Below are 19,032 nucleotides of genomic sequence, written 5' to 3'. Positions count from 1 at the left end.
TCGAAGGAAGCTAAACGCCCTTGAAGTTTCTTGATCATCAGGAAGTTCGTGCTATGCTTGTTTTTTTTTTCAAGCAGAAGACGGCATACGAGTTACTGATCGGTCTCGTGGGCTCGGAGATGTGTATAGAGACAGGTCTGGATGGGCTGTGGTGATGTCGTCGCAGGCGTGGCGCAGCTCGTCGAGTACCGCGAGCGCGCGACGGCGTTCGTCCCGGTCAGGCGCATGCCAGACCCTCCGTTCAGCATCGGTGACCTCGCCTGCAGCCCGGGCGCGCGCGCCGACACCGAGCGCGTCGGCGGCGTCATCGAGGGGAAGGCTGGTGCAGGTCCAGGCCGTGGCCCGGCCGTGGCCAGTGCGGACGATCAGACCTGCGCCGACCAGCTTGTGCAAGCGGGACAGGGCGCCGTAGCTGTGGTCTCCGCGGGGCAGGCCGCAGGCAGCCGCCAGAGCTGTGGTGGAGGTCGCGGGGGAGTGCTGCAGGAGCTGGTAGAGCTGGCGGCAACGCTGGCCTAGAGCGGCCCATAGCGGGTGTAGCGGGGGTAGGGGGTGGGGGTGGGGGCCCTTAGGGGGTGTCCTGTCTTGTGGAGAATCCCCTCGGTAAAGCTCCTTCTCCTCGATTCCTACTGGTAGCAGTGTGTAGTGGTGTGCTTCGGTGCGGTCGATATCGAGACCTGATCGGAGATCCAGGCGTAAAACCCCGTACTCGACGAGGGTGCGGAGTTGCTCATTCGCGGTGGAGGGATCGATCCCGGCATGCAGCCACCCGGCCAGGTCCCGGCACGCGATCGGGCGACAGCTGGTCCCGCGGCCGTCAGTAAAGCGGTGGTAGATGAGTGCGCACAGGGCGGCTTCGAGGTCGGGGCGATCAATCCAGCTGCTCGCGTGCTCCAACCACTGGTCACACAGGAGCTGATCGGCCGGATCGACCGAGCCGCGGTAGTTGGTCCAGCGATCGACCTGGGCCTGCCAGAACACTCGTCCGCGATCGGCCCGGCTGCGGTACTTGGCGAAGACCGGGCGGTCGAAGAACGGTTCGGCGTCGTCCCAGTCACGGACGTTGACCTCCCACAGGGCCCGCCACGCCGCGACGGCAGCCTCCGAGCGCTGACCCGGCTTCGGCCGTGCATCCAGCGCGGCCTGTTGCTGGGTAGTGAACGGTTTCCGCGGCCGCCAGGACCCTGATACCGACACGGACCGGCTCAGGGCGGGAGAGGACTGCTGCGGTGTTTCCTGCGGTGCGCGGGTCGTCTTGTGGCGGCCGTCGGCGCCGGCCGCGTCGAGTGCAGCGGTGTGCCGACGATCGAGTTCGGCCAATGCGGTCTGGGCGTGCTTGAGTGCAGCGGCCGGTTCGATTGGCTCGCCGTCGAGGTCACACGGCGCACAGATGCCACCGTCGCGCTTGAATGAGGCTGACCCCGGCAGGCGTAGCGCGCGTCCACCGGTCACGACATCGACCGCCCGGGTGTCCAGACCAGCCCAGGCACGCACTGCCGCTACCGCCTCGACGAAAACGGTGCGGGCCTGGGCAGTGGGGAAGGCCCACGCCGTGTGGCGGGAGTCCGGTGAGCCGGAGGCTGCCAGATAGACCAGGACCGCCCCGACCGTGTCGGCGGCCTCGCACAGCTCGGGCAACACCAGGCTGGCGCACCTGTCGAGATCGATCGGCAGTAGATCCGACCGGAACGGAGCGACCACACCGCCCGGTCGGTGTTCGTCGTCGAGTCGACGGAACATCTCGGCGATGTCGCCGGCCGCGACGGCGATCGGCTCATTGTCGATCTCCGAACGCACCAACAGCCGAGACGGTGCCTCCGCTTCTGGGGCGGCCAGGAAACGGCACAGGGCAAGCTGATTCGACCGTCCACCGGTTCGCCAGGGCTTCTGTGTATCGGCCACGGGCGCCCGAGTGTCGAGGACGGCGGTCATCGCCGCGCGCCCATCGCCGCGGCCGGGCGGGCGCCGACGACCACGTGCCCATCGACGCGGTCACGCCACACATCAGCGGAGTCGGCGTCAACGAGGACCAGCACGGCATCGACCACCGTGGCCATCGGCTCGTCAACGGCCGCGACCAGCTGCGTCAGGCTCAGCGTGCCGCAACGCGCCAACATGGTGGCGACCGTGTGCTGGGCGTGCGCGATCGCCGCAGGTGTCGTGTGTGCGCCCGCAGTCGCTAGCGCCGAGCGAGCACTACACGCGGCCGCCATCGATAAGGAAGCGGCAGAAGCAGTGTCGTAATCAGCGGTAGCGGGGGCGTAGGCCCCGGTGGTCACCGAATCGGTTCTCGGGGCGTTCCCACACAAACCTCACCACACGTCACGACGAGCGTCTTGACCTGCGGTGATGAGGTGGTGGGGTGTGCAGATGGCGCGACACGAACGCGGTAGTTGCCCGTGTCGAAGGTGTGCTTTACCATCAGAAGTGCCTGAGGCGGCAATTCCTTCCTGTAAAGGGAGGCTCCGGGGTCTAGTTGGTAGCTAGAGTCCGAACCGTTCTTCGGGGTGAAGCGAAGCGGCTAACTTCGCTCCCCACTCGAAATCCGTGTACTCCCCTTCGGGGGGACCGGTGTCTCCGTCACTGTGTAGTTATTTCTCTGCTGGTGTCCTACGGCGGTGAACGTTCGGCCCCGCTACGGGCAAAACCATTGCTGCGCAAGACATTCGCGTGCAGTTCGCTACATGACGGAACCCTCCTTACTGGAAGTAGACATAGGTCCAAGCGTGATCGTTTCACGACCGTGACCTTCGACGATGGAGGCGCGCCACAGGTCGCCAACCTCGGAACGTCGGCTCGGAAGATCACGCGGCGGCTCCAGGGGCAGTGCGACGGTCAGGCTTCGGCCGCCGCCGCAGATACGCCACGAGCGACTGGGCGGAGATACGGTCACCGTCATCGTCGTAGGCATCAGCTGCCCAAATCAGTCCGCGTGGGGTGATGCCGCTCTCGGTGAGGTCCTGTCGACACGCCCGTAACGCTGGGCAACGCAGGCACGCTACGAGTGACTGAGTTGCAGTGGCGGGGGAGTGGACGAGGAAATCGAGATCCCAGTGCGCCGGCCTCCGAGCGCACGGCGTCGGTTGATCGATGACCATCAGCTGGCCTTCGGCGTAGTGGAAGCTACCTTGGCGTGACCACGGGCTCGGGCGTTGACGCCGCCCCACACACCGAAACGCTCACCAGCATCGGTAGCCCACTCTTCGCAGGCAGCCTTAACGGGGCATGCCTGACAGACCAGCCTGGCGGCCGCGGTCGGCCGTCCGACCTCGGGAAAGAAGATGTCGGGATCGGTTTGTGAGCAGATTGCGTCACGGACCCAGTCTCGAGGTGAGGGATCGATATCGAGGATTTCGGCCGCGAGGTCTGCCCATCCTCCGATGCGGCGATAGCCGGCGTTCACGCCACCACCGCCTCATCTGAGGTAGCGACGAATCGTGCAGCCGCCACCGTCGCCGCGCCTTCGGCCCACGCCAAGGAGGCTGTCAACGTGGTGCCGTCTCCGACAATCACGGCGCCGGCCTCGGGGCGGACAGCGACATAGCTGCCGGGAAAGAAGAAGTAGAGATAGCCAGGGTCTCCCCAGGAAGGTGTTGCTGGCGCCGGTAGGACCACCACATCGGTCCGATCGACGTCGGTGAAGGGATTGGTGTCGCGGAAGCCCGCCCACCAAGCAGCCGCGAGCAATGCCACTCCAGTGGTGAACGCGCTGTCCGCGGACAACTCCTGGCCCCGAGGAGTGTGCACAGTCCCAGCTACCGCCAGGACCATGTGCGGGAACTCAGCCACCGTGAATGGGGTGGTCCAGTCGAGTGTTTCTGGCTGTGGTGTTGGTGCTGCAACTGAGAGCACCGACGTGGCAGCGCCATTGAACGCAGTTGTGTTCGTCATGCTGCAGCACCCCCCATTTCGGCGAGATATCTGCGCGGCATCGGCGTGGTCAGCGCGCCGACACCCTTTCCATATCGGAACAGTTTCATATCGGGGTGCTCCTGAATGAGGGTGTGCAGGAGCCGCGGGAGAGGTCTAGCCTGAATTTCGGCCGGAGCCCTTACGTGCGGCTTGGCTTGGTGAAATCCCGGACCCACGTGCGCCGCGGTCTGCAAACTCGATGCGCGTGGGCTCGGGATTTTCTATGTCCGGTGGAGTGCCGTCCTTCCCGGTAGTGTCGAATAAATAGTATGTACACGTGGTACATCCTGAAGCGAGTGTAAGGGCGGTACGGCACAGTGTCTACACGTGAGGGCAACTCCAGTGCAGGCGGCAACGTGAGCCGTCGGGTCATGCGCGGGTTCAGCCCTGAAGCTCTGCGTGCTGCTCGCGGAACGATGCCAGTCAGGACGCTTGCCCGACTCGCGCGTGTTGGCAGGAGCACCGTGCATCACTGGGAAAGTGGGACGACTACACCTCAGGTGGATGTACTCCGGAAAGTGTGTGAACTTCTCGACGTCCCTATCTCGACGGTCGTGCAGATTGATCCAGCGAACGCTTACCCCGCCGACCTTCGAGTTCTTGCTGGTCTCACCCAGCCTGAGCTGGGAAGGGAGGCGAAACTGTCGACTGCGACCGTGGGGTACATCGAGCGAGGGGAGGTTGAGCTCACTGACTCTGCGCTGTCTACTCTTGCGCGTGCGCTGCGGGTCACCGAGACCGCCTACAAGGAGGCGTATGAACGAGCGCGGGTTCGACCACCCGATGAAGAGATGTGATTGCACGCGAGTTGTTCTTCCCTCCAAAGCACGGCCAAACGGGCGACACTAAGCCGCCATTACGTCGACCGTGGAGCGAGTAGCTCAGCTCCTCGGGAAGTGCCTCACACCATCGGCTACTGCTTGTTGGCGTGAGCGCGAACCACACTCTAACTAAGCATGTCGCATTGGTCCACACTTGCGGGTACGTGATTCGCGGCCAGACGATTTTCTAGGGGCCAGTTCATTTGGCCTGTGGTTGCCGGACCATCCCGTAAACTGTCGGTCCTGTGTCACCATGGCGATCGGGAAGTGTTATCGGAGCTGTGATTTGAAATCCGCGTGACTGGTAGAAGTCAAGCGTTCTTGCACGTGTACATACGAGAAATGCCGCCTCACTTCGTTCATCACACAACGACAGACGTTCGTCGAGTAAAGCCGATCCGAGTCCCGCGCCTTGTCGCGTAGGAGCAACTGCCAAATGCGCCAAGTACCAGTGCGCTGTGTCCGGGCGGTGCTGCTCGAGCAACGCGCGAGTTCGCGCGGCATGCACGATGTGCTGGCGAAACTCAATGAGGTGGTGCGGAACACTGAGGACAGAGGCCAGGAGGCCCGGAGCTTGCCCTGGGGGATCCCAATTGGCGACGGCAGAGATAATGCCCTCCTCGATAAGAGCGTGGACTCCACCAAGGGGCACGTGGTCGTATCGAAGGGCGGTCTCAAAGTACCGAGGCAAGATTTGGTGACGACGCGTCTGGCCAGGCCATAGTGAGGTCATAAGCGGGTCATCGGCAAACGCCGACGATAACACGTGGCACGCCGACGGAACGTCTTCGATGCTGAGCGGCTGGATTGTGTTACTCACGTAGCCTTTCTAGTGGACCAAGCCAGTTCTAGCTGAGATCGGTGAACTGAGGGCGATATGCACGATAAGCGATGGATCATCATAGATCTTCTCGACACCGAGACGCCGCGACGCGTGATAGGGCATAGCGCTCGAGCCCACCTGCGAGGTCTCGATCGCGTTCTGCGTGAACGCTTGCCGCCAGTCATGGTTGAGCGTGTGCGTGACGCTATTGCCGGGGCAGTGACGGAGCTGGGAGTGCACTCTCCCGCATCTACGGTTGACCGGTCAGTGGGGGAGAAGACTAGAGTCGTTGTTGCTGGAATCTACGGTCCAGATCATGAACTCTTCGGCGCAAAAGCCTGGGTGGGACCAACCGGAACTGAGCCTGGTGCTCCGCCTAGGGCATCCGGGTTCATTTGGGAAACAGACACGCGACTGATCCATCTTGCTGGGGTAGGTGACATTCTCGTACCTGAGCTGGAGACTGGACGATCTACCATCACTGCGCCGGAGTTTTTTCGAGTCTTCGAGCCGGAGGATAGCCTCTCGTTGATTCGATTCCTCATTGGCGGCATCGATGCCGATGATGGATATCACTGTGTGGCTAGGTATCTCGAGACAGAAGAGTCAGTAGCGGCGGTACATCTCGTGCTATCTGACAAAGTTGGAGATTTGGGCCGGAAGGGAATAGCGCACGATGTTGCCCCACCGGGCGGCAGCTGGCCAACATTAGAATCGGCAGCTTTGTCGGCGCTCCCTACCTTGTCTCCAGCCGATACCCACATCGTTCTAGTCGACATTGCAAAGGTGCGGTTGATTCGATGGCTGACCGACCCGATCAGGGAGGTTCAGTGGAAAGGCATGGTCGACAACAGGGACACGCCTCATCCTGCCGATGTTGAACGAATCTTCGCAACTGTAGCTCCAGTATTGGAAGGCTCCATCAAACGCGCTGAGGTTAATGGGGTTCGGCTGCGTCGCATAGGTGGTGGCTGGACCGTCGTAGACGCTGACGGAGTTCTCGTCGACGACCCTGCGTTGGAAGGCCCGAAACTGGGGCTTATTAGGTTTCGGGTAGTGGGCTTTAGTGACGAACCCGATCCGGTCCCTGCAGACGACCAAGGACATCCGGGGCTGTCGGAAGATGCAGCCCCATCGGTCTAACCGGGAGTGTAGATCGAACCATCACGTGATATCGCCGAACCTGCGTTTGCGTCCTCGTCTCCACGCTGCGGTGATCTGCTTCTCGGTGACGCCGTAGGCTGCGGCGAGTGATGTGCGGATGTGATCGGGGATAGGGGAGATGTAGGTTTCGGCGGAGTATAGGGGCGTTGTTCCGATTCCTGCTGTGTTGGCTGCATCTTCTCCTCGGAGTCCGCGCCATTGACGTAGTTGCTTCAGAGTGGGCTGATTGCGGGGAGTGTTTGTCAGATCTGCCGGGTGGATGTCGAGGATTTCGGCGACGCGAACTGCGTTGGCTTCGCTGGGGATGCTGCGCCCAACTTCCCAGCTACGCACCGTGCTGAGGGTGACACGGCAGCGTACGGCGATGTCCGCGCGGGTCATGCCAGCTCGTTTGCGAAGCAATGCAAGTCGTGATGGTTCGAAGTCCTCTAACCCGCCCGTGGCCATATCGGCACGATATAGGACGTGCTGATATGTGTCGGGGACGTAGTCGGTGAATGGCTCAGTACAAGTGGTCCTGCAGTCCAGGCAGTAGTTGGCAGTCGCCGCAGAATCCGGCAGGGGGTCCAGGCAGCAGTGCCAGCTGTGCTGGTCGAGGTGGTGGTGCTCGCAGTCACAACGGCGAGGTCTCACGGCCGGGGGCGGGTGCGTGTGCTTTTCATGGCCGGCCATTTGGAGGGTTCTCCTCTCGCAGTGCGGGTTTAGGGGTCCACGATGGGTATCAACAGGCCGCGGTGTCGGGCTTGGAGACACGTGAGGGACCTGTTGTTGTCGACTCTGGCGAACTATCTGGCGGCTCGCTGGCGCCACCAACGTCGCGATCACCGCACGTCTGGGTGAGCGCAGGTTCGAGGTCGCCCTGCCCGGACAAGTTGTGGACCGGGCGTGAGTGTTGTGAGGTGTCGGTGTGCAAACGCCGAAAGGGGCGTCCTGGTGGGCATCACTGCTGAGCGGGCAGTGTCTTGATGGGTGTCGGCTGCGGCCAGTCCCATTGGCCGGCTGGTTCGCCGGCCGATCCGGCGGGGACTAGCTGTATCAGCGACAAGGACGCCTCGTCGGAGAGGATGCTGGGTGAGCTGTAGTCGATGAAGGGGATGAGGCCTTCCACGTGGCCGGTCACGGTTGCTTTACCGATCGCGGTCGGTGTCTGCGAGAGTGTGGTGCCGTTGACTTCTTGGCCGCTGAGCGTGCGCAGAACCCAGTGGGTCGGATTCAGGTCGAATTTCCCGTCGACGACGTCGATGGAGACTGGGACGAAGACAGTCACAGTTGATGAACTGACGCGGCGGATGGTCGCTGGGTCTTTGACCTGGACGCGGATGGTGTAGCCCTCGCCGGAGATGGTTTGCATGCTGCCGATCGGACCCACCTTCGTGTTGTCGCTGGCGTCGGAGTTCACTCGAGGCAGCAGCGGCATATCTTCGCTGCTGGTTGCTGTCGTCCCGGTTGCTGTTGTCTCGGTTGAAGGGGAAGTAGTTGACGGTGGTGCGGTCGTCCGCGGAGCTCCGTCACTCGCAGAGTTGTCGCCGCACCCGGCCACAATTGTTGCTACAGCGAGTATTCCAAGAATGCTGCCCTTGACCAAGGCTTCCCGACCCATTCCCATCATTCCTCCGTAGGCTCGCTTCCGAGGACTTCTAGCGCGCGTCATCGTAGTGGTCGACACGGCGTGCAGCCCGGCCGCAGGCAAGGCGAGGGTCATCGCCAGCATCGGCCGATGGGATGACATTGGGGGTTGTGTGATGGAGCGGATGCCAGAGCAGGTGAGTGTGTCGCTTGTCGAACCACAGCTACCGCATGTCTGCATGCGTGGCGGCGGGCAGATGATGAACGTGGGCATCGGGTGCCAGCGTGACCAGTCAATCGGGTCACTGTCCCCAGCGCGGCGGCAAGTCGTGGGCGCGGAGGTTGAGGCTTAACTGGGCCATCGTCCATCACTGGACCGGAGGCCGCGTGGCTCGCGGCTCAGCCCGAGGTAGAAGGCGCAGTCGTCGCAGAACCCGGTGTCAGAGCCGAGGCAGCAGCAGTGTTCACAATGCCGGTCCTCGTGGTGGCAGACGCAGTCGGTGCGCAGTTCGATTGCCGCAGTGCCGGTCATGACGTCTTCCTAAGTGTACGGGGCTTATCGGGGCCTCAGGCGCTGCGGGGGTTGCGGTCGGCGCTGGTGGCGATGATCAGGGTGGGGGCGACTTGGTCGGTGAGCAGCATCCATGCGGCGTCCAGGTGTCCGCGGACGGCCTCGTGGTCAGTGGCTTTGATGCGTTCGATGATGGAGGCGACGATCAGGTCGCGGATCTGGGTGTCGTCGAGGCCGGTCATCTCGCATCCCCAGTAGTCGGGGTCGCAGCGGCTCAGGTGCACGGTCATGGCTTTGTGGATGATGCGCTGTTCGTCGTCGACGTCGGGTTCGGCCGACTGGCAGCGGCGTTGGTGCTGGGCGATGAGCACTTGCAGCTCGGTGCGAGCACCGGGCATAGCGGCTATCGGCGCAGGCTCAGGCGTGGTGGTCGTGGGTGCGGCGGCCGGTGGTGGGGTGTCGGAGGTGGTGGGTGTGGGGCCGAGGGTGGCCACGAGGTAGCGGACGGCGGCGGCGAAGTGTCCGGGTCGTGCGGCGATGCCGTTGACTCGGGCGCCTTCGTCCATGGCGATCGAGAACTCGGTCGAGGCCAGGATGCGGGGCTGCAGGTCACGTAGCCGTAGGTAGGCGGCGTACACGAACGGCTGTGCGGCCAGGGCGCGCACCTCGGGGGTGACCTCAGCAGGAGCGGGGTGGCGGTCAGCGGTCATGGCAGTGGTCCTCGGTCTCGGGGGGTTATCCGGCTTGGTGGTGGCGGTAGTGCGCCGGTGTAGATCTCGGCGATGATCTGGTCGAAGGCGATGATGTCGGTGGGTGCGAGTGCGGCGAGGATGCCCGAGTCGGTGTGGGCGGTGATGTCGGCAGTGCCGAATACCTGTCGCGGGCGCCCGATTCCGGCGGTGATGATGTGAGAGGCGACGTCGTTGTGGAAGGTCCCGGCCACGGTGATCAGTGGCCGGGGCGAACGTGGTTGGCAGATAGTGCGGTTGGTAGATATGCCGAAAGGGAGTGGGTGTGCCGTCCCCTCACGTGTGCCGACACAACCCACTCCCTTTCGCCAGTCCTCACCACGTGGGTGGGCGTATGGAGGTCAGGGGACCAGCAGGTAGTAGGACACCGGCTTGTGTGGGTAGGGGGTGGCGAAGCCCATGCCGAACAGTCCGGGTCCGGTGCGCAGCACCTGGGTGACCGGTGTGCCGCCGCGTGGTCCGGCGATCACTGGCTTGGAGGTGAACAGCATGGCCGGGAACGTCCAGTTGGCCTGGACGCGCACCTTGCATACCGGGTTGTGAGCCCACCCGGGTCCGTCGCCGGTGAATCGGCCGGGGTGGTAGGTGGCGAACACCTTGCCGGGTTGGCGCGGATCGGTTTTCACACTGATACGGATCGGGCCGCGGCAGTTGTCGTGGTTGCCGAGGGTCCAGATGTCATCGCCGGCGATCGCCAACCGCGGCGCCTCGGCGGGGCGAGCCGACGCAGCGCCGGAGGTGCCGGTCACCAGGCTCACCAGAGCGGCTGCCACGGTTGTCAACAGCACCAGCACCAGCAGCGTCACACCGCCGGCGCGGCGGCGGTGACGCTGCACCGAGACCGGGCGGGAGTAGGTGGGTGCCATGGTCGTCTCCTTGTGGGTCATCGCTTGGCCGCCGGCGCGGGTGCGGGCTTGTGTTCCTGGGGCCAGAGGGCCTGCGCGCCGGGCACAACCTTTTCGATCTGGTCGGTGGCCTGGCGGGTGACATCGGTGACGGTTTTCTGTGCCTGAGCGGCGGCGTTGCCCAGGGCTTTGTAGGGGGCTTGGGCTTGCTGGCCGGACCAGTTGGCCGTGACCGTCTGATTGCCAACACTGGCCTGGGCGTTGACATCTCCACCGACGTTGACCTGGTAGTGCACCGACCCGTTACCGGGCAGACCGGCCTTGCCGGCCTGTGCGGGCGGCACGTGGAACTCGAACTGATTGCCGCCAGGGTTGGGCAGCGGCTTGGGCTGCGGTGCCGGTGTTCCGGGTCGCTGCGGTGAGGGCTTGTGGTTCGGGTCGGGTTCGCCGGGCAGTGCCGGGCGGGTGGGGTTGGCGCCGGGATCACCCGCGCCGAGGGTGTGGGCGATCAGGCCGCCGGCGAGGCCGCCGCCGATCGCGCCGATCGTTGCACCTGCAACACCGAGCCCGACCGCGCCGACCCCGGCGCCGATCGCGGCACCGGCTCCCACGCTGGGCAGGGTCTGTGGGCCCGGTGCGGGGAAGGACCCCACCGCCAGACCGGCCAGAGCGCCGATCCCGGCGCCGGCCACACCGCCGACGACGGCGGCCGGCACACCGACCGTGATCGCGCCGGTGGTGCCGCCGACCGCGACACCGATGATGGTGGCCGCAGCCTGCCGCGACGCTTCGTCTTCGGGAACGCCGACCGAGATCAATCCTTGGGCGATCTTGGATTCGCCGTAGGCGGCCCAGGCGTTGATGGAGTTGCGCTGGCGGTCCGACAGCCATGGCGCGTCACGCTTGAGCTGGTCCTCTTCGACGATGATGTTGCCCACGCGCAAGGTCTTGGGCGGCGCCGCGATCGGACGCACCGGAGCGGTCGGGCGGGGCAGCGTGTACGGCCGCGACGGCGCCGGATTGTAGGAGTCCTGGTAGTTAGGCGCCGAGTAGTTCGGTGCGCTGTAACTGGGTTCGGTGTAGGTCACCGGTGGGGTGTAGGGCTGATACGGCGCCTCCTGCGGCGGTCCGGGGATCGCCCCCGGCCCCGGATCGTAGGACGGCGCCGGGGCCGTTTCGGGCGCTGGCGTGGTGGGAGCGGGGTCGGGTTGGCCGGGGTCGGCGCCGCCCTGGCTGGGGCCGCTCTGGCTAGTCGAATCGTCCGGGTCGGCGCCACCTTGCTCGATGGCCCAGGCCGGAGCAGTGGTGAGCGCGGCACCGGTCAGGGTGCCGCCGACGACCAGCGTGGCGATGAGCTTGCGCATCAGAGCCGGTGGGGGTGGGGCAAGCGGTACTGTGCCGCGACGCACCGCCCGAGGCGGTGTCGCCGCCACCTCGTTGATGACCTGACCCGGACTGGGCAAGGTGTTGATCATGTCAGTGCCTTTCGGTGATGGTGAATACAGTTAGGGGAGAGCAGGTGTCGTGGATGTGAGCTATTTCGAGTCGATCTCGGAGATCCAGTACTTGCCGCCGATCACGGTTGTGGTGATGTCTTGGCGGAATGTCTGCCGATCGCCTCCGGTGGACGGGATGAGTGTGTGTTCGACGTCGTAGAGCGTGGTGGCACCGGGGCCCTTGCTCTTCTCGGTGATGGCAAGGCAGTAGCGCAGGTTGGGGTCGAGTGTGTCGATGTAGCGCTGCAGAGTGATGGCGGTGCCGACCTTGGCATTGGACGAGACCACGGCACGTGCCGCGTTTCCGCTGCGCCACTTGTAGTAGCCGTAGTTGAACGCCTTGATCGCGTTCGGGCCGCTGGTCTGGTTGCCGGGGTCGCGACCGGTGGTGAGCGCACCGGTTGTGCGAGAGGGGCATTCGACCTCATCCGACGTCGGATCAGCCGTAGCCGCGGGAGCCATCGCAGCAGCGGGGTCGGTGGGTGCAGAGTCGACCGTGCTGGCACCGAAAAGTCGACCAGCGATGACCCCGAGCCCCACGACGGCGACCAGTGCGATCAGACCGATCACCATCACCGGCATGCGGTGGCGTTGCCACACGGTGCGCAGGCGACCACCCGCTGGTGGCGGCACGTGGGCGCCTCTGCTGCGACGTTCGTTAGCGGATGCCGGCCGTGGCCTCGCGTTGACGCTGAGATGACCGGGAGTGGTACCCCGCCAGGGACTGTCCTGCTCGACAGCTGTCTCAACAACGCCAGACTGATCTACGGCCTCATCGGCGGCAGGCTGCGTCATCGGGGTCGCGGGCGGTGCAGCGGCAGTCGACGGGGATGCAGAGCCGCCGGACCTGTCGCCGGCGTCCCAGTTGTCGTCAGCGATCGGCGGCTCGGGCATCTCGACCGGCGAGGCAGTGCTGGACTCTCCCGGCGCGACCTCGGGATGTTCGGGTTCTGGGTCGTCGGCGTGGGCGGGTTCCCATGCGCCGGAGGGCGTCATCTCGATGACATCGCCGCGTCCGGTTGCCGGATTGCGTAACTCGAGCAGGACCGGCTGATCGTCGCTGGCCGCGAGGTGGTGGGCGTAGTCGAGGATCTGTTCCTGGAGCTCGGCGCCGTTGATAGCGCTGAACTCGATGCCGTCAGTGGTGGTTGCGGTGGTGGCCGAGGTGATTGTGACCACCACTGCGTTGTCGACAGTGGATGCACTCATCGGGGAAACCTCAGATCAAGTCGGGGCCGGGTCCGGGGGCCGATTCAGATGGCCGACAGGGCATGCTCGTGGTGATTGACGCCGTGCTCGCTGGTATCGCCGGTGGTGTCGGTGTCGGTGCCGACGTCGGCGGGTAGCTCTTGACGCCACGCGTCGACCTGGGCGGCAGCTTGGCGATGCCGCTCGATGGCCTTGTCTCGCCGCGGCCCGGCGGGGTAGGTCTCCAGCAGCTGCAACCGTTCGGTGATCGCGGCCTCGAGTTCGTCGAGGCTGGTGTGAGAGATCTCGGTCTTGTCGTCGAAACGCGCGGCCCAGGTCGGCACCGGCTTGGACAGGGTGGCGCGCTGTTCACGTACGACGGGCTCGCTGGTGGCTTTGGCGTCGAGCGCGGTGCGCACGGCGGCCACTTCGTCGGGAGCGGGGGTGAGGATGGAACGCAGGATGCCCATGACAGAGGTGTCCTCTCTTTCGGTGGTGGGGTTAGGCGGCAGAACTGGTGTCGTCGAGATCGATGGCCTCGCCCGGATCGGCGGTGAGGACGACTTCGTCGGGTGCGAACTCGGCGTTGAGGGTGACGCGCGGGTTGGTCTCATCGCGCAGCTTGGCGCGCACGAGCTTCTTGCCGACCCGGGTGACCGCGACGACTGTGGCGACGGCTCCGTCGTCGTCGACGTGCACCCGCATGCCTTCGGTCAGGTCGGCGGCGTAGACGCCGTCGTCACCGGCAGTGGTCGGGTCGAGGCCGGCGATCGGCGCCGGCGGTTCGGGGGTGGCCTCGCGCTGTTCGGTGAGGAAGGTGCGCATCTCAGAGGAGAAGCACGCCATGATCGGCCCATCGCCGGGAGTGCGGATCAACCCGCCGACCTTCTGTAGGTGCTCACGTACTTCGGGCACGAAGTTCTGCAACTGGGCCCCTGCGATGGCGGCCTCGCGTAGCGCGGTCACGATCTCCTTGTCCGGAGGTTCCAGGCGGCTCCACCGGTTGGGATGCATGTCGGGGTTGGGCGTCCAGTGCACCTGTGCGTGCATCGGTCGGCCTTCGGCGTCAGCGACGGTGGCCCGACCGGGCACGCTGGCGTCGACGTCGCGCCCCACGTGGGCCTCACCCCACATCATTTCCGCACCCTGCTGCGACAGGCTCGACAGCGAGATGCGGGTGCCGAAGTTGTCGCGCACCGAAGTGGCGTCTTCACCGAAGTTGGTGGCGTCAGGGCGCTGCACACCGAGGATGATGCGGCCCTGCAAGCTACGGATGAGCGCGAGAATCTCACCGATCTTGCCCAGCGGGTTGGAGTTCTTGACGAACCGCGCCAACACGGCCTGCTCGTCGTCAGGGTCGTCCTTGTCGCCCTTGTAGGCCGCTGCTCGGCGGAGGAACGCGCTCATCACGAAGAACTCATCGAGCACGACGATGAACGGCGGCAGGTTCTCGTCAGGGATACGCAGACGGTGCAGGAACTCCCGGCGTGCCACCATCTCCGCGTGCACGGCGTTGATGAACTCCACGATCTGGCGGACGTGATAGATCACCGACGCCACACCCGGGTACTGATCGAAGCCGTCGAGTTCGAGCATCTTCACATCCACCGCGCCCGCCACCGGAACGCCACGCGCGATCGCTTCGGTGATCAGGGTTCGGATCAGCGAGGTTTTACCGCCACCGGTTCGGCCCGCCGCGAGCACGTGACCGCGAGACGAGGACTTGTGGATGTTCCAGGTCGCCAGCACCCCGTCAGCGGCGGTGGCGTAAGGAATGTCGTAGAGCTGCTTGTCGTTCATCTCCCGGTAGTCGTCGATGCTGCGCGGCAGGTGCCGCACGCCGCTGGGCAGAGGCTTGGCCAGCCGGATGGTGAGCTGGTTCTCTTCGGGGATGATTGCCACGAACCAGTTCCACGACCCGTCCTCGGTGACGTGGCGGGGCAGACTGGCGACCAGCGCCTCCCGCAGCTTCTGCTGCAACCCCGGGAGGGCCGCTGACAGAGTGGTCTTGTAGGAGATCGTGAACCCGATCTCAGTGCCGTTCTCATCACGATCGATACCGGTGATCCGGGCCTCGGGAAGCGGAAACTTCTCGTCGAGAAGTTCGGTCAGCCGCTGCACGATAGGGCTCATCCCTGCGGTCTGCGACTCGGGGTCGTGACGGGTGATCACCAACCGGGCGCTACCGGCCTGCCACTCGACCTGCATCTCCCACACCCGCGCCCGCAGCAACCGGCGGGCCAGCGAGTCACCTCGATAACGGTTGGCGTACTTGGTCAGTGCATCGACAAGGTCTCCGTAACGCCGGTCATTGATGACCGATCCGTCGGTGAACGACACGATCGCCCGCCGCGGAGCGGTGATGCCCGCGGGATGACGAACCCGTACCCGTTTCGGACTCAGGTGGGTGGTCGAAGCAACCAGGTTGGTGATCGCGCGGCGATGACGAAACCCATACCAGCGCAGACCATCCAAGGCGACTGCCCCCACCGTGGCGGTGACCGCGACTGCCTGCCACCCCGACAGCTGGTCGAGTACCGACACCACGTGCACCGTCGCAGGCAGATCACCGGCGGTACTCAGCAGCCAATCACCGAGAGGATCAGCCTCCACGGCCAACACCGTGACAGCAGCCACCGCCGGACTGACCGGCACAAACGACGGCAGACGAACACCGTCACCGTCACCGCCGCCCTGACGAGGCCGCTGGGCACGCTGTGTCAGCGCACCACCGAAGTCATCGACCACCTGCTGCACAAACCGAGCAGCCGGATCAGAGGACCCCGAACTTCCCATCGCTACAACCCCCATCACTCGACGACTACGTGCACTGCATACAAGCTAAGCACACCAAACAACAACAGCATGCCAATAAGTGCACATCCTGCGTGTTTGATCCGCGCCGAACGATCTACATGTCCGACCGAGTCGGGGTGTGTACCTCGCGGCTGGTCGGCAGAAACGGTCGGTGGTGATCGACTCGACACGCCAACATGTCGCGAAATGTCTCCCAGACGTCAGAGCGGCGGCGTAGGGTCGTCCCGACCCGGAGCCGCCGCTCTGCCCCCGAAGGGGGAGTGGTCAGATCCCCGCATCAGACGGCGACTTTCGCTGTTGCTGAATTACTTTTGCGAGCACGTCGACATGCAAGAGTCCAATCGGACGGTGCGGCGTGACCTTCCCTTTCCGGTACGGAGTCGCCTAGGGCGTGACCACACCATCCTCGCTACGGCCTGGGCTGCTTGTGGCACAACGCTTGCGCCGCCGCGCTACTTGGCGCTGGTACCGGCAAAAATAGGCACTGTCGAACAACACGCCCTAACAAACCATGCAAAAGCATTAACCCGCATGCGTAGACTGCACAAATAAGTGCACAAGACCGGTTGGTCGATCACGTGAGATGGGAAGAGGTCAAGCTGGTGACATCGACGGAGCAACGCGCCGAGGGTGACCTGCGTGGAGTCTTTGAATTCCCCGTGGAGCCCGCGGTCGATGACCACGACCCGGTCAGCGCTGAGGCCCCCGACACCACAGCTGTGTCACGGGGGGAGCGGCTCGCACGGCTACGCAGCCAGATCAGCGTGCCCCGGATACTTCGCCGCCACACGGGTTCCGACGACGACACTCTCGGCCCCGAGGAGCAGAGCCCGGAGGCCGCGGAGTTCATCGCCCGTGCCAACGGCACCAGCACACAACGGCTCATGACTCACGCCGCGCGCGCGGCAGTGATTGCCGCGCTGGTGTCAGGCCCACTCGGGTTGTACCTCGCAGCCGGATCGTCAGCTCCCCCTCAAGTAGTCAGCCCACCTCCGGTATCCGCGGTCGATACCGCGGGACAGTTCGCCGCCAGCGACCTGGCCCAGCAGTTCGTGTCGGCCTGGCTGACCACCCATCGGGGTGACGAGGGATCGCTGCAACGCTTCGTCGACGTCGATGCCGGGAACGGCACATTGCCGGCGCAGGCGCTCTACGAGTCAGCAGACACCCACATCGCGGGAGTACGCGAAGTATCCAGCAGGGCTGACGGTGCGGACACCTACGCGGTGACCGTGTCCGCCGAAGTCACCCCAGCAGGCGCTGACACCGCCACCCGCCGCTACTTCCAGGTGCCAGTGGTGGTGTCGGACAAAGGAGTGCGCGCGATGGCGATGCCCGCCGCGGTACCGGCCCCGTCCACCGGTCTGACGATCAACCTCGACTACTCCAACCAGCTCAGCTCTAACGCCGCGATCGTCACCGCCGCACAAGGGTTCCTCTCAGCCATGCTGACCGGCGACGGCGATGTCACCCGCTTCACTAGTCCGGGAACCAACCTCGGTGCGATCACCCCAGCCCCGTACACCTCGATTTCTGTCACCGGAGCCCGCACGCAGAAGTCCCTCGGCGACTCCGCTGACACCCCCGCTGACGGCCAACGAGCACGATTGCTGCTGACCATCTCCCAACAACCGCCTGGGACCGCCAGCTCCACAGACGCACTCACCGGGACCTATGCCCTGACCATGGTCGCCCGCGCAGGTCGGTGGGAAGTCAACGCACTCGACCCCACCCCGGCCGCAGGCATCAACAGATCAGACGTCACGTCCTCGCTGACCGGCGAGGAAGGCGAGAACACCGACAGCCCGGCCGACGTCGAGACCTCCGCTCCCGATAGCGGCGAGCCCACCTCCGACTCCGACCGCACCCCGCGCGCCGGCGGCGACGACGAATCGAACTCTGCGGAGCTGCTGCCCACAGTGACCTCCGAACCGAGCAGCCCCCGCAGCTCCACCTCTGCCCCCACCTCGACACCGTCATCCGGCGGCGGCGGGTCACTACTCGGCCCCGGCGGCATCGATCTGGGACCCCGATAAATCCTCTGCTCATCAACCCCCATCACCGACCACCCCGCATGCGAAAGGACCCTCGTCATGATCACCACGACAGCAACCCAGATCGTTCTGGCCGACGGGCTCATTGATACCTTCAACGGCCTGACTGGCGACGTCATCAAAGCGCTGCTGACCGTCGGCGGCGGCTTCGCCGTCTACATGGTCCTCAAGGAATTCGTCCGCGGCGGCCTGGTCGCCGGCATCGTCGCCGTCGTCGGCGGCGGCGCGATCCTCTGGGGTCTGAACAACATGGACTTCCTGTCCGAGCAGACCGGTGAGACCGTCAAGAACTCCTCGAGCCAGCTGGCGCCGGCGACAGTGGCGCCCGACGGGGCGGCGATGACTGTGCGCCTCGACGACGCCGGTCGCGGGGAACATCCGGTCATCCTCCTGGCACGGCAGGTGCAGCGATGACCGCGACCCGGATCGGCTTCGCCAACATCGACCACCTGGCCGAACAGCTGGCCACCGATACTGGCCACGACTGGTCTGTCCTCTCGATCGATACCCGCGACGTCTATCGCGAACTCGCTCGCCGCCGATTGTCGACAGACTCCTCACCGCGGCGGGTGCTGATCGAGGACCACCTCTGATGGCGGCCTCTCCGGAGGTGCCGACGGAGGTTATCCGCAACTTCACCGCGGCGCGCAAGTTCCCCCAGCTGATCGGCAAAACCCCGGACGGTAAACGCATCGCCGGAGGCCCGTACACGCTGACCCAGTTCGTGGGCGGTGCCGCAGCGTTGGTCGCTCTGTATCTGACCCGGGGCCTGTGGTGGAGCCAGCTGGGTTTGCAGTGGTCGATCGTGCTGGTGGTCACCGTGGTCGTCGGCACCGTGGTGCTCCTCGGCCGTATCCGCCCGGGCGGACGCAGCCCCTTGTCGGTTGCAGCTGGGACAGCGCGCGTCATCAGCGCAGGCGTGGAGACCCGCACGACCGCCGATCGGGCATCGCTATCACCGGCAGCGGCGATCCGCCGCAACCGCGGCCGCCCACATGTGGTGCCGGCCGCGGCTTACATCTGGCCCACCCCGCCCACACCTCAAAACCACTCGACGACCCGATAGATCAGACCGAAAGGAGTGGCGTT

The 19,032-nt window shown here is 64.9% G+C and carries 20 protein-coding genes; 6 read left to right on the top strand and 14 right to left on the bottom strand.

The window, feature by feature from the left end; genetic code table 11:
- Positions 1–69 precede the first annotated feature (69 nt).
- From EEB19_RS22415 to EEB19_RS22400, 4 genes are all read right to left on the bottom strand, one after another.
- Positions 70–1,899, bottom strand: coding sequence for a hypothetical protein (locus tag EEB19_RS22415; protein ID WP_187589525.1), 1,830 nt, complete (start codon positions 1,897–1,899; stop codon positions 70–72).
- A gap of 26 nt (positions 1,900–1,925) precedes the next feature.
- A complete protein-coding gene (locus EEB19_RS22410; protein ID WP_187589524.1) occupies positions 1,926–2,114 on the bottom strand; it encodes a hypothetical protein in 189 nt (62 codons plus the stop codon).
- A gap of 980 nt (positions 2,115–3,094) precedes the next feature.
- Positions 3,095–3,400, bottom strand: a complete 306-nt coding sequence (locus EEB19_RS22405) for a WhiB family transcriptional regulator (protein ID WP_222929970.1) — start codon at positions 3,398–3,400, stop codon at positions 3,095–3,097.
- Positions 3,397–3,888: a hypothetical protein gene (locus tag EEB19_RS22400; RefSeq protein WP_187589523.1), complete on the bottom strand. Its 492-nt coding sequence runs from the start codon at positions 3,886–3,888 to the stop codon at positions 3,397–3,399. Before EEB19_RS22400 ends, EEB19_RS22405 begins: the two co-directional genes overlap by 4 nt.
- Positions 3,889–4,280: 392 nt before the next feature.
- On the opposite strand from EEB19_RS22400, the gene EEB19_RS22395 reads away from it, so the two are divergent.
- Positions 4,281–4,706, top strand: coding sequence for a helix-turn-helix transcriptional regulator (locus EEB19_RS22395; RefSeq protein ID WP_262365857.1), 426 nt, complete (start codon positions 4,281–4,283; stop codon positions 4,704–4,706).
- Positions 4,707–4,929: 223 nt separating this feature from the next.
- Here EEB19_RS22395 and EEB19_RS27225 read toward each other — a convergent pair whose 3' ends face one another.
- A complete protein-coding gene (locus EEB19_RS27225; RefSeq protein ID WP_369074061.1) occupies positions 4,930–5,463 on the bottom strand; it encodes a GNAT family N-acetyltransferase in 534 nt (177 codons plus the stop codon).
- A 285-nt stretch (positions 5,464–5,748) separates the two neighbouring features.
- On the opposite strand from EEB19_RS27225, the gene EEB19_RS22385 reads away from it, so the two are divergent.
- Positions 5,749–6,696 (top strand): hypothetical protein, encoded by a 948-nt coding sequence (locus tag EEB19_RS22385; RefSeq protein ID WP_187589520.1) that lies wholly within the window; start codon positions 5,749–5,751, stop codon positions 6,694–6,696.
- A gap of 21 nt (positions 6,697–6,717) precedes the next feature.
- Here EEB19_RS22385 and EEB19_RS22380 read toward each other — a convergent pair whose 3' ends face one another.
- From EEB19_RS22380 to EEB19_RS22340, 9 genes are all read right to left on the bottom strand, one after another.
- Complete coding sequence (locus EEB19_RS22380) at positions 6,718–7,164, bottom strand: helix-turn-helix transcriptional regulator (protein ID WP_262365856.1); 447 nt, start codon at positions 7,162–7,164, stop codon at positions 6,718–6,720.
- A 493-nt stretch (positions 7,165–7,657) separates the two neighbouring features.
- Positions 7,658–8,116 (bottom strand): hypothetical protein, encoded by a 459-nt coding sequence (locus EEB19_RS22375; protein WP_187589518.1) that lies wholly within the window; start codon positions 8,114–8,116, stop codon positions 7,658–7,660.
- 734 nt (positions 8,117–8,850) lie between these two features.
- A complete protein-coding gene (locus EEB19_RS22370; protein WP_187589517.1) occupies positions 8,851–9,504 on the bottom strand; it encodes a hypothetical protein in 654 nt (217 codons plus the stop codon).
- The gene (locus EEB19_RS22365) at positions 9,501–9,737 is read right to left on the bottom strand and encodes a hypothetical protein (RefSeq protein WP_187589516.1); all 237 of its coding nucleotides are present in this window, start codon (positions 9,735–9,737) and stop codon (positions 9,501–9,503) included. The genes EEB19_RS22370 and EEB19_RS22365 overlap by 4 nt, the downstream gene beginning before the upstream one ends.
- A 147-nt stretch (positions 9,738–9,884) precedes the next feature.
- A complete protein-coding gene (locus tag EEB19_RS22360) occupies positions 9,885–10,409 on the bottom strand; it encodes a hypothetical protein (protein WP_187589515.1) in 525 nt (174 codons plus the stop codon).
- A gap of 17 nt (positions 10,410–10,426) precedes the next feature.
- On the bottom strand, positions 10,427–11,863 hold the full coding sequence (locus EEB19_RS22355; RefSeq protein WP_262365855.1) for a hypothetical protein: 1,437 nt from the start codon (positions 11,861–11,863) through the stop codon (positions 10,427–10,429).
- Positions 11,864–11,923: 60 nt separating this feature from the next.
- Positions 11,924–13,093 (bottom strand): hypothetical protein, encoded by a 1,170-nt coding sequence (locus tag EEB19_RS22350; protein ID WP_187589514.1) that lies wholly within the window; start codon positions 13,091–13,093, stop codon positions 11,924–11,926.
- Positions 13,094–13,137: 44 nt separating this feature from the next.
- Positions 13,138–13,542, bottom strand: a complete 405-nt coding sequence (locus EEB19_RS22345) for a hypothetical protein (protein WP_187589513.1) — start codon at positions 13,540–13,542, stop codon at positions 13,138–13,140.
- Between the two features lie 31 nt (positions 13,543–13,573).
- Positions 13,574–15,685, bottom strand: coding sequence for an FtsK/SpoIIIE domain-containing protein (locus EEB19_RS22340; RefSeq protein WP_187589512.1), 2,112 nt, complete (start codon positions 15,683–15,685; stop codon positions 13,574–13,576).
- An 806-nt stretch (positions 15,686–16,491) separates the two neighbouring features.
- Here EEB19_RS22340 and EEB19_RS22335 point away from each other — a divergent pair.
- From EEB19_RS22335 to EEB19_RS22320, 4 genes are read left to right on the top strand one after another with little or no spacing between them, the layout of a single operon-like run.
- Entirely contained in the window at positions 16,492–17,925 is a 1,434-nt protein-coding gene (locus tag EEB19_RS22335) for a conjugal transfer protein (protein ID WP_187589511.1), read from the top strand.
- Between the two features lie 57 nt (positions 17,926–17,982).
- Positions 17,983–18,357 carry a hypothetical protein gene (locus EEB19_RS22330; RefSeq protein WP_187589510.1) on the top strand — a complete coding sequence of 125 codons (375 nt, stop codon included), beginning with the start codon at positions 17,983–17,985 and terminating at the stop codon, positions 18,355–18,357.
- Positions 18,354–18,536: a hypothetical protein gene (locus EEB19_RS22325; RefSeq protein ID WP_187589509.1), complete on the top strand. Its 183-nt coding sequence runs from the start codon at positions 18,354–18,356 to the stop codon at positions 18,534–18,536. Before EEB19_RS22330 ends, EEB19_RS22325 begins: the two co-directional genes overlap by 4 nt.
- Positions 18,536–19,009 carry a hypothetical protein gene (locus tag EEB19_RS22320; RefSeq protein WP_187589508.1) on the top strand — a complete coding sequence of 158 codons (474 nt, stop codon included), beginning with the start codon at positions 18,536–18,538 and terminating at the stop codon, positions 19,007–19,009. Before EEB19_RS22325 ends, EEB19_RS22320 begins: the two co-directional genes overlap by 1 nt.
- Positions 19,010–19,032: the final 23 nt, after the last annotated feature.

The sequence above is a fragment of the Gordonia sp. OPL2 genome, from assembly GCF_003797825.1.
In the GTDB taxonomy this organism is placed as follows: Bacteria; Actinomycetota; Actinomycetes; order Mycobacteriales; family Mycobacteriaceae; genus Gordonia.
Note: the sequence above shows the minus strand (reverse complement) of the source record. Positions and strands in the feature narration are given on the sequence as shown.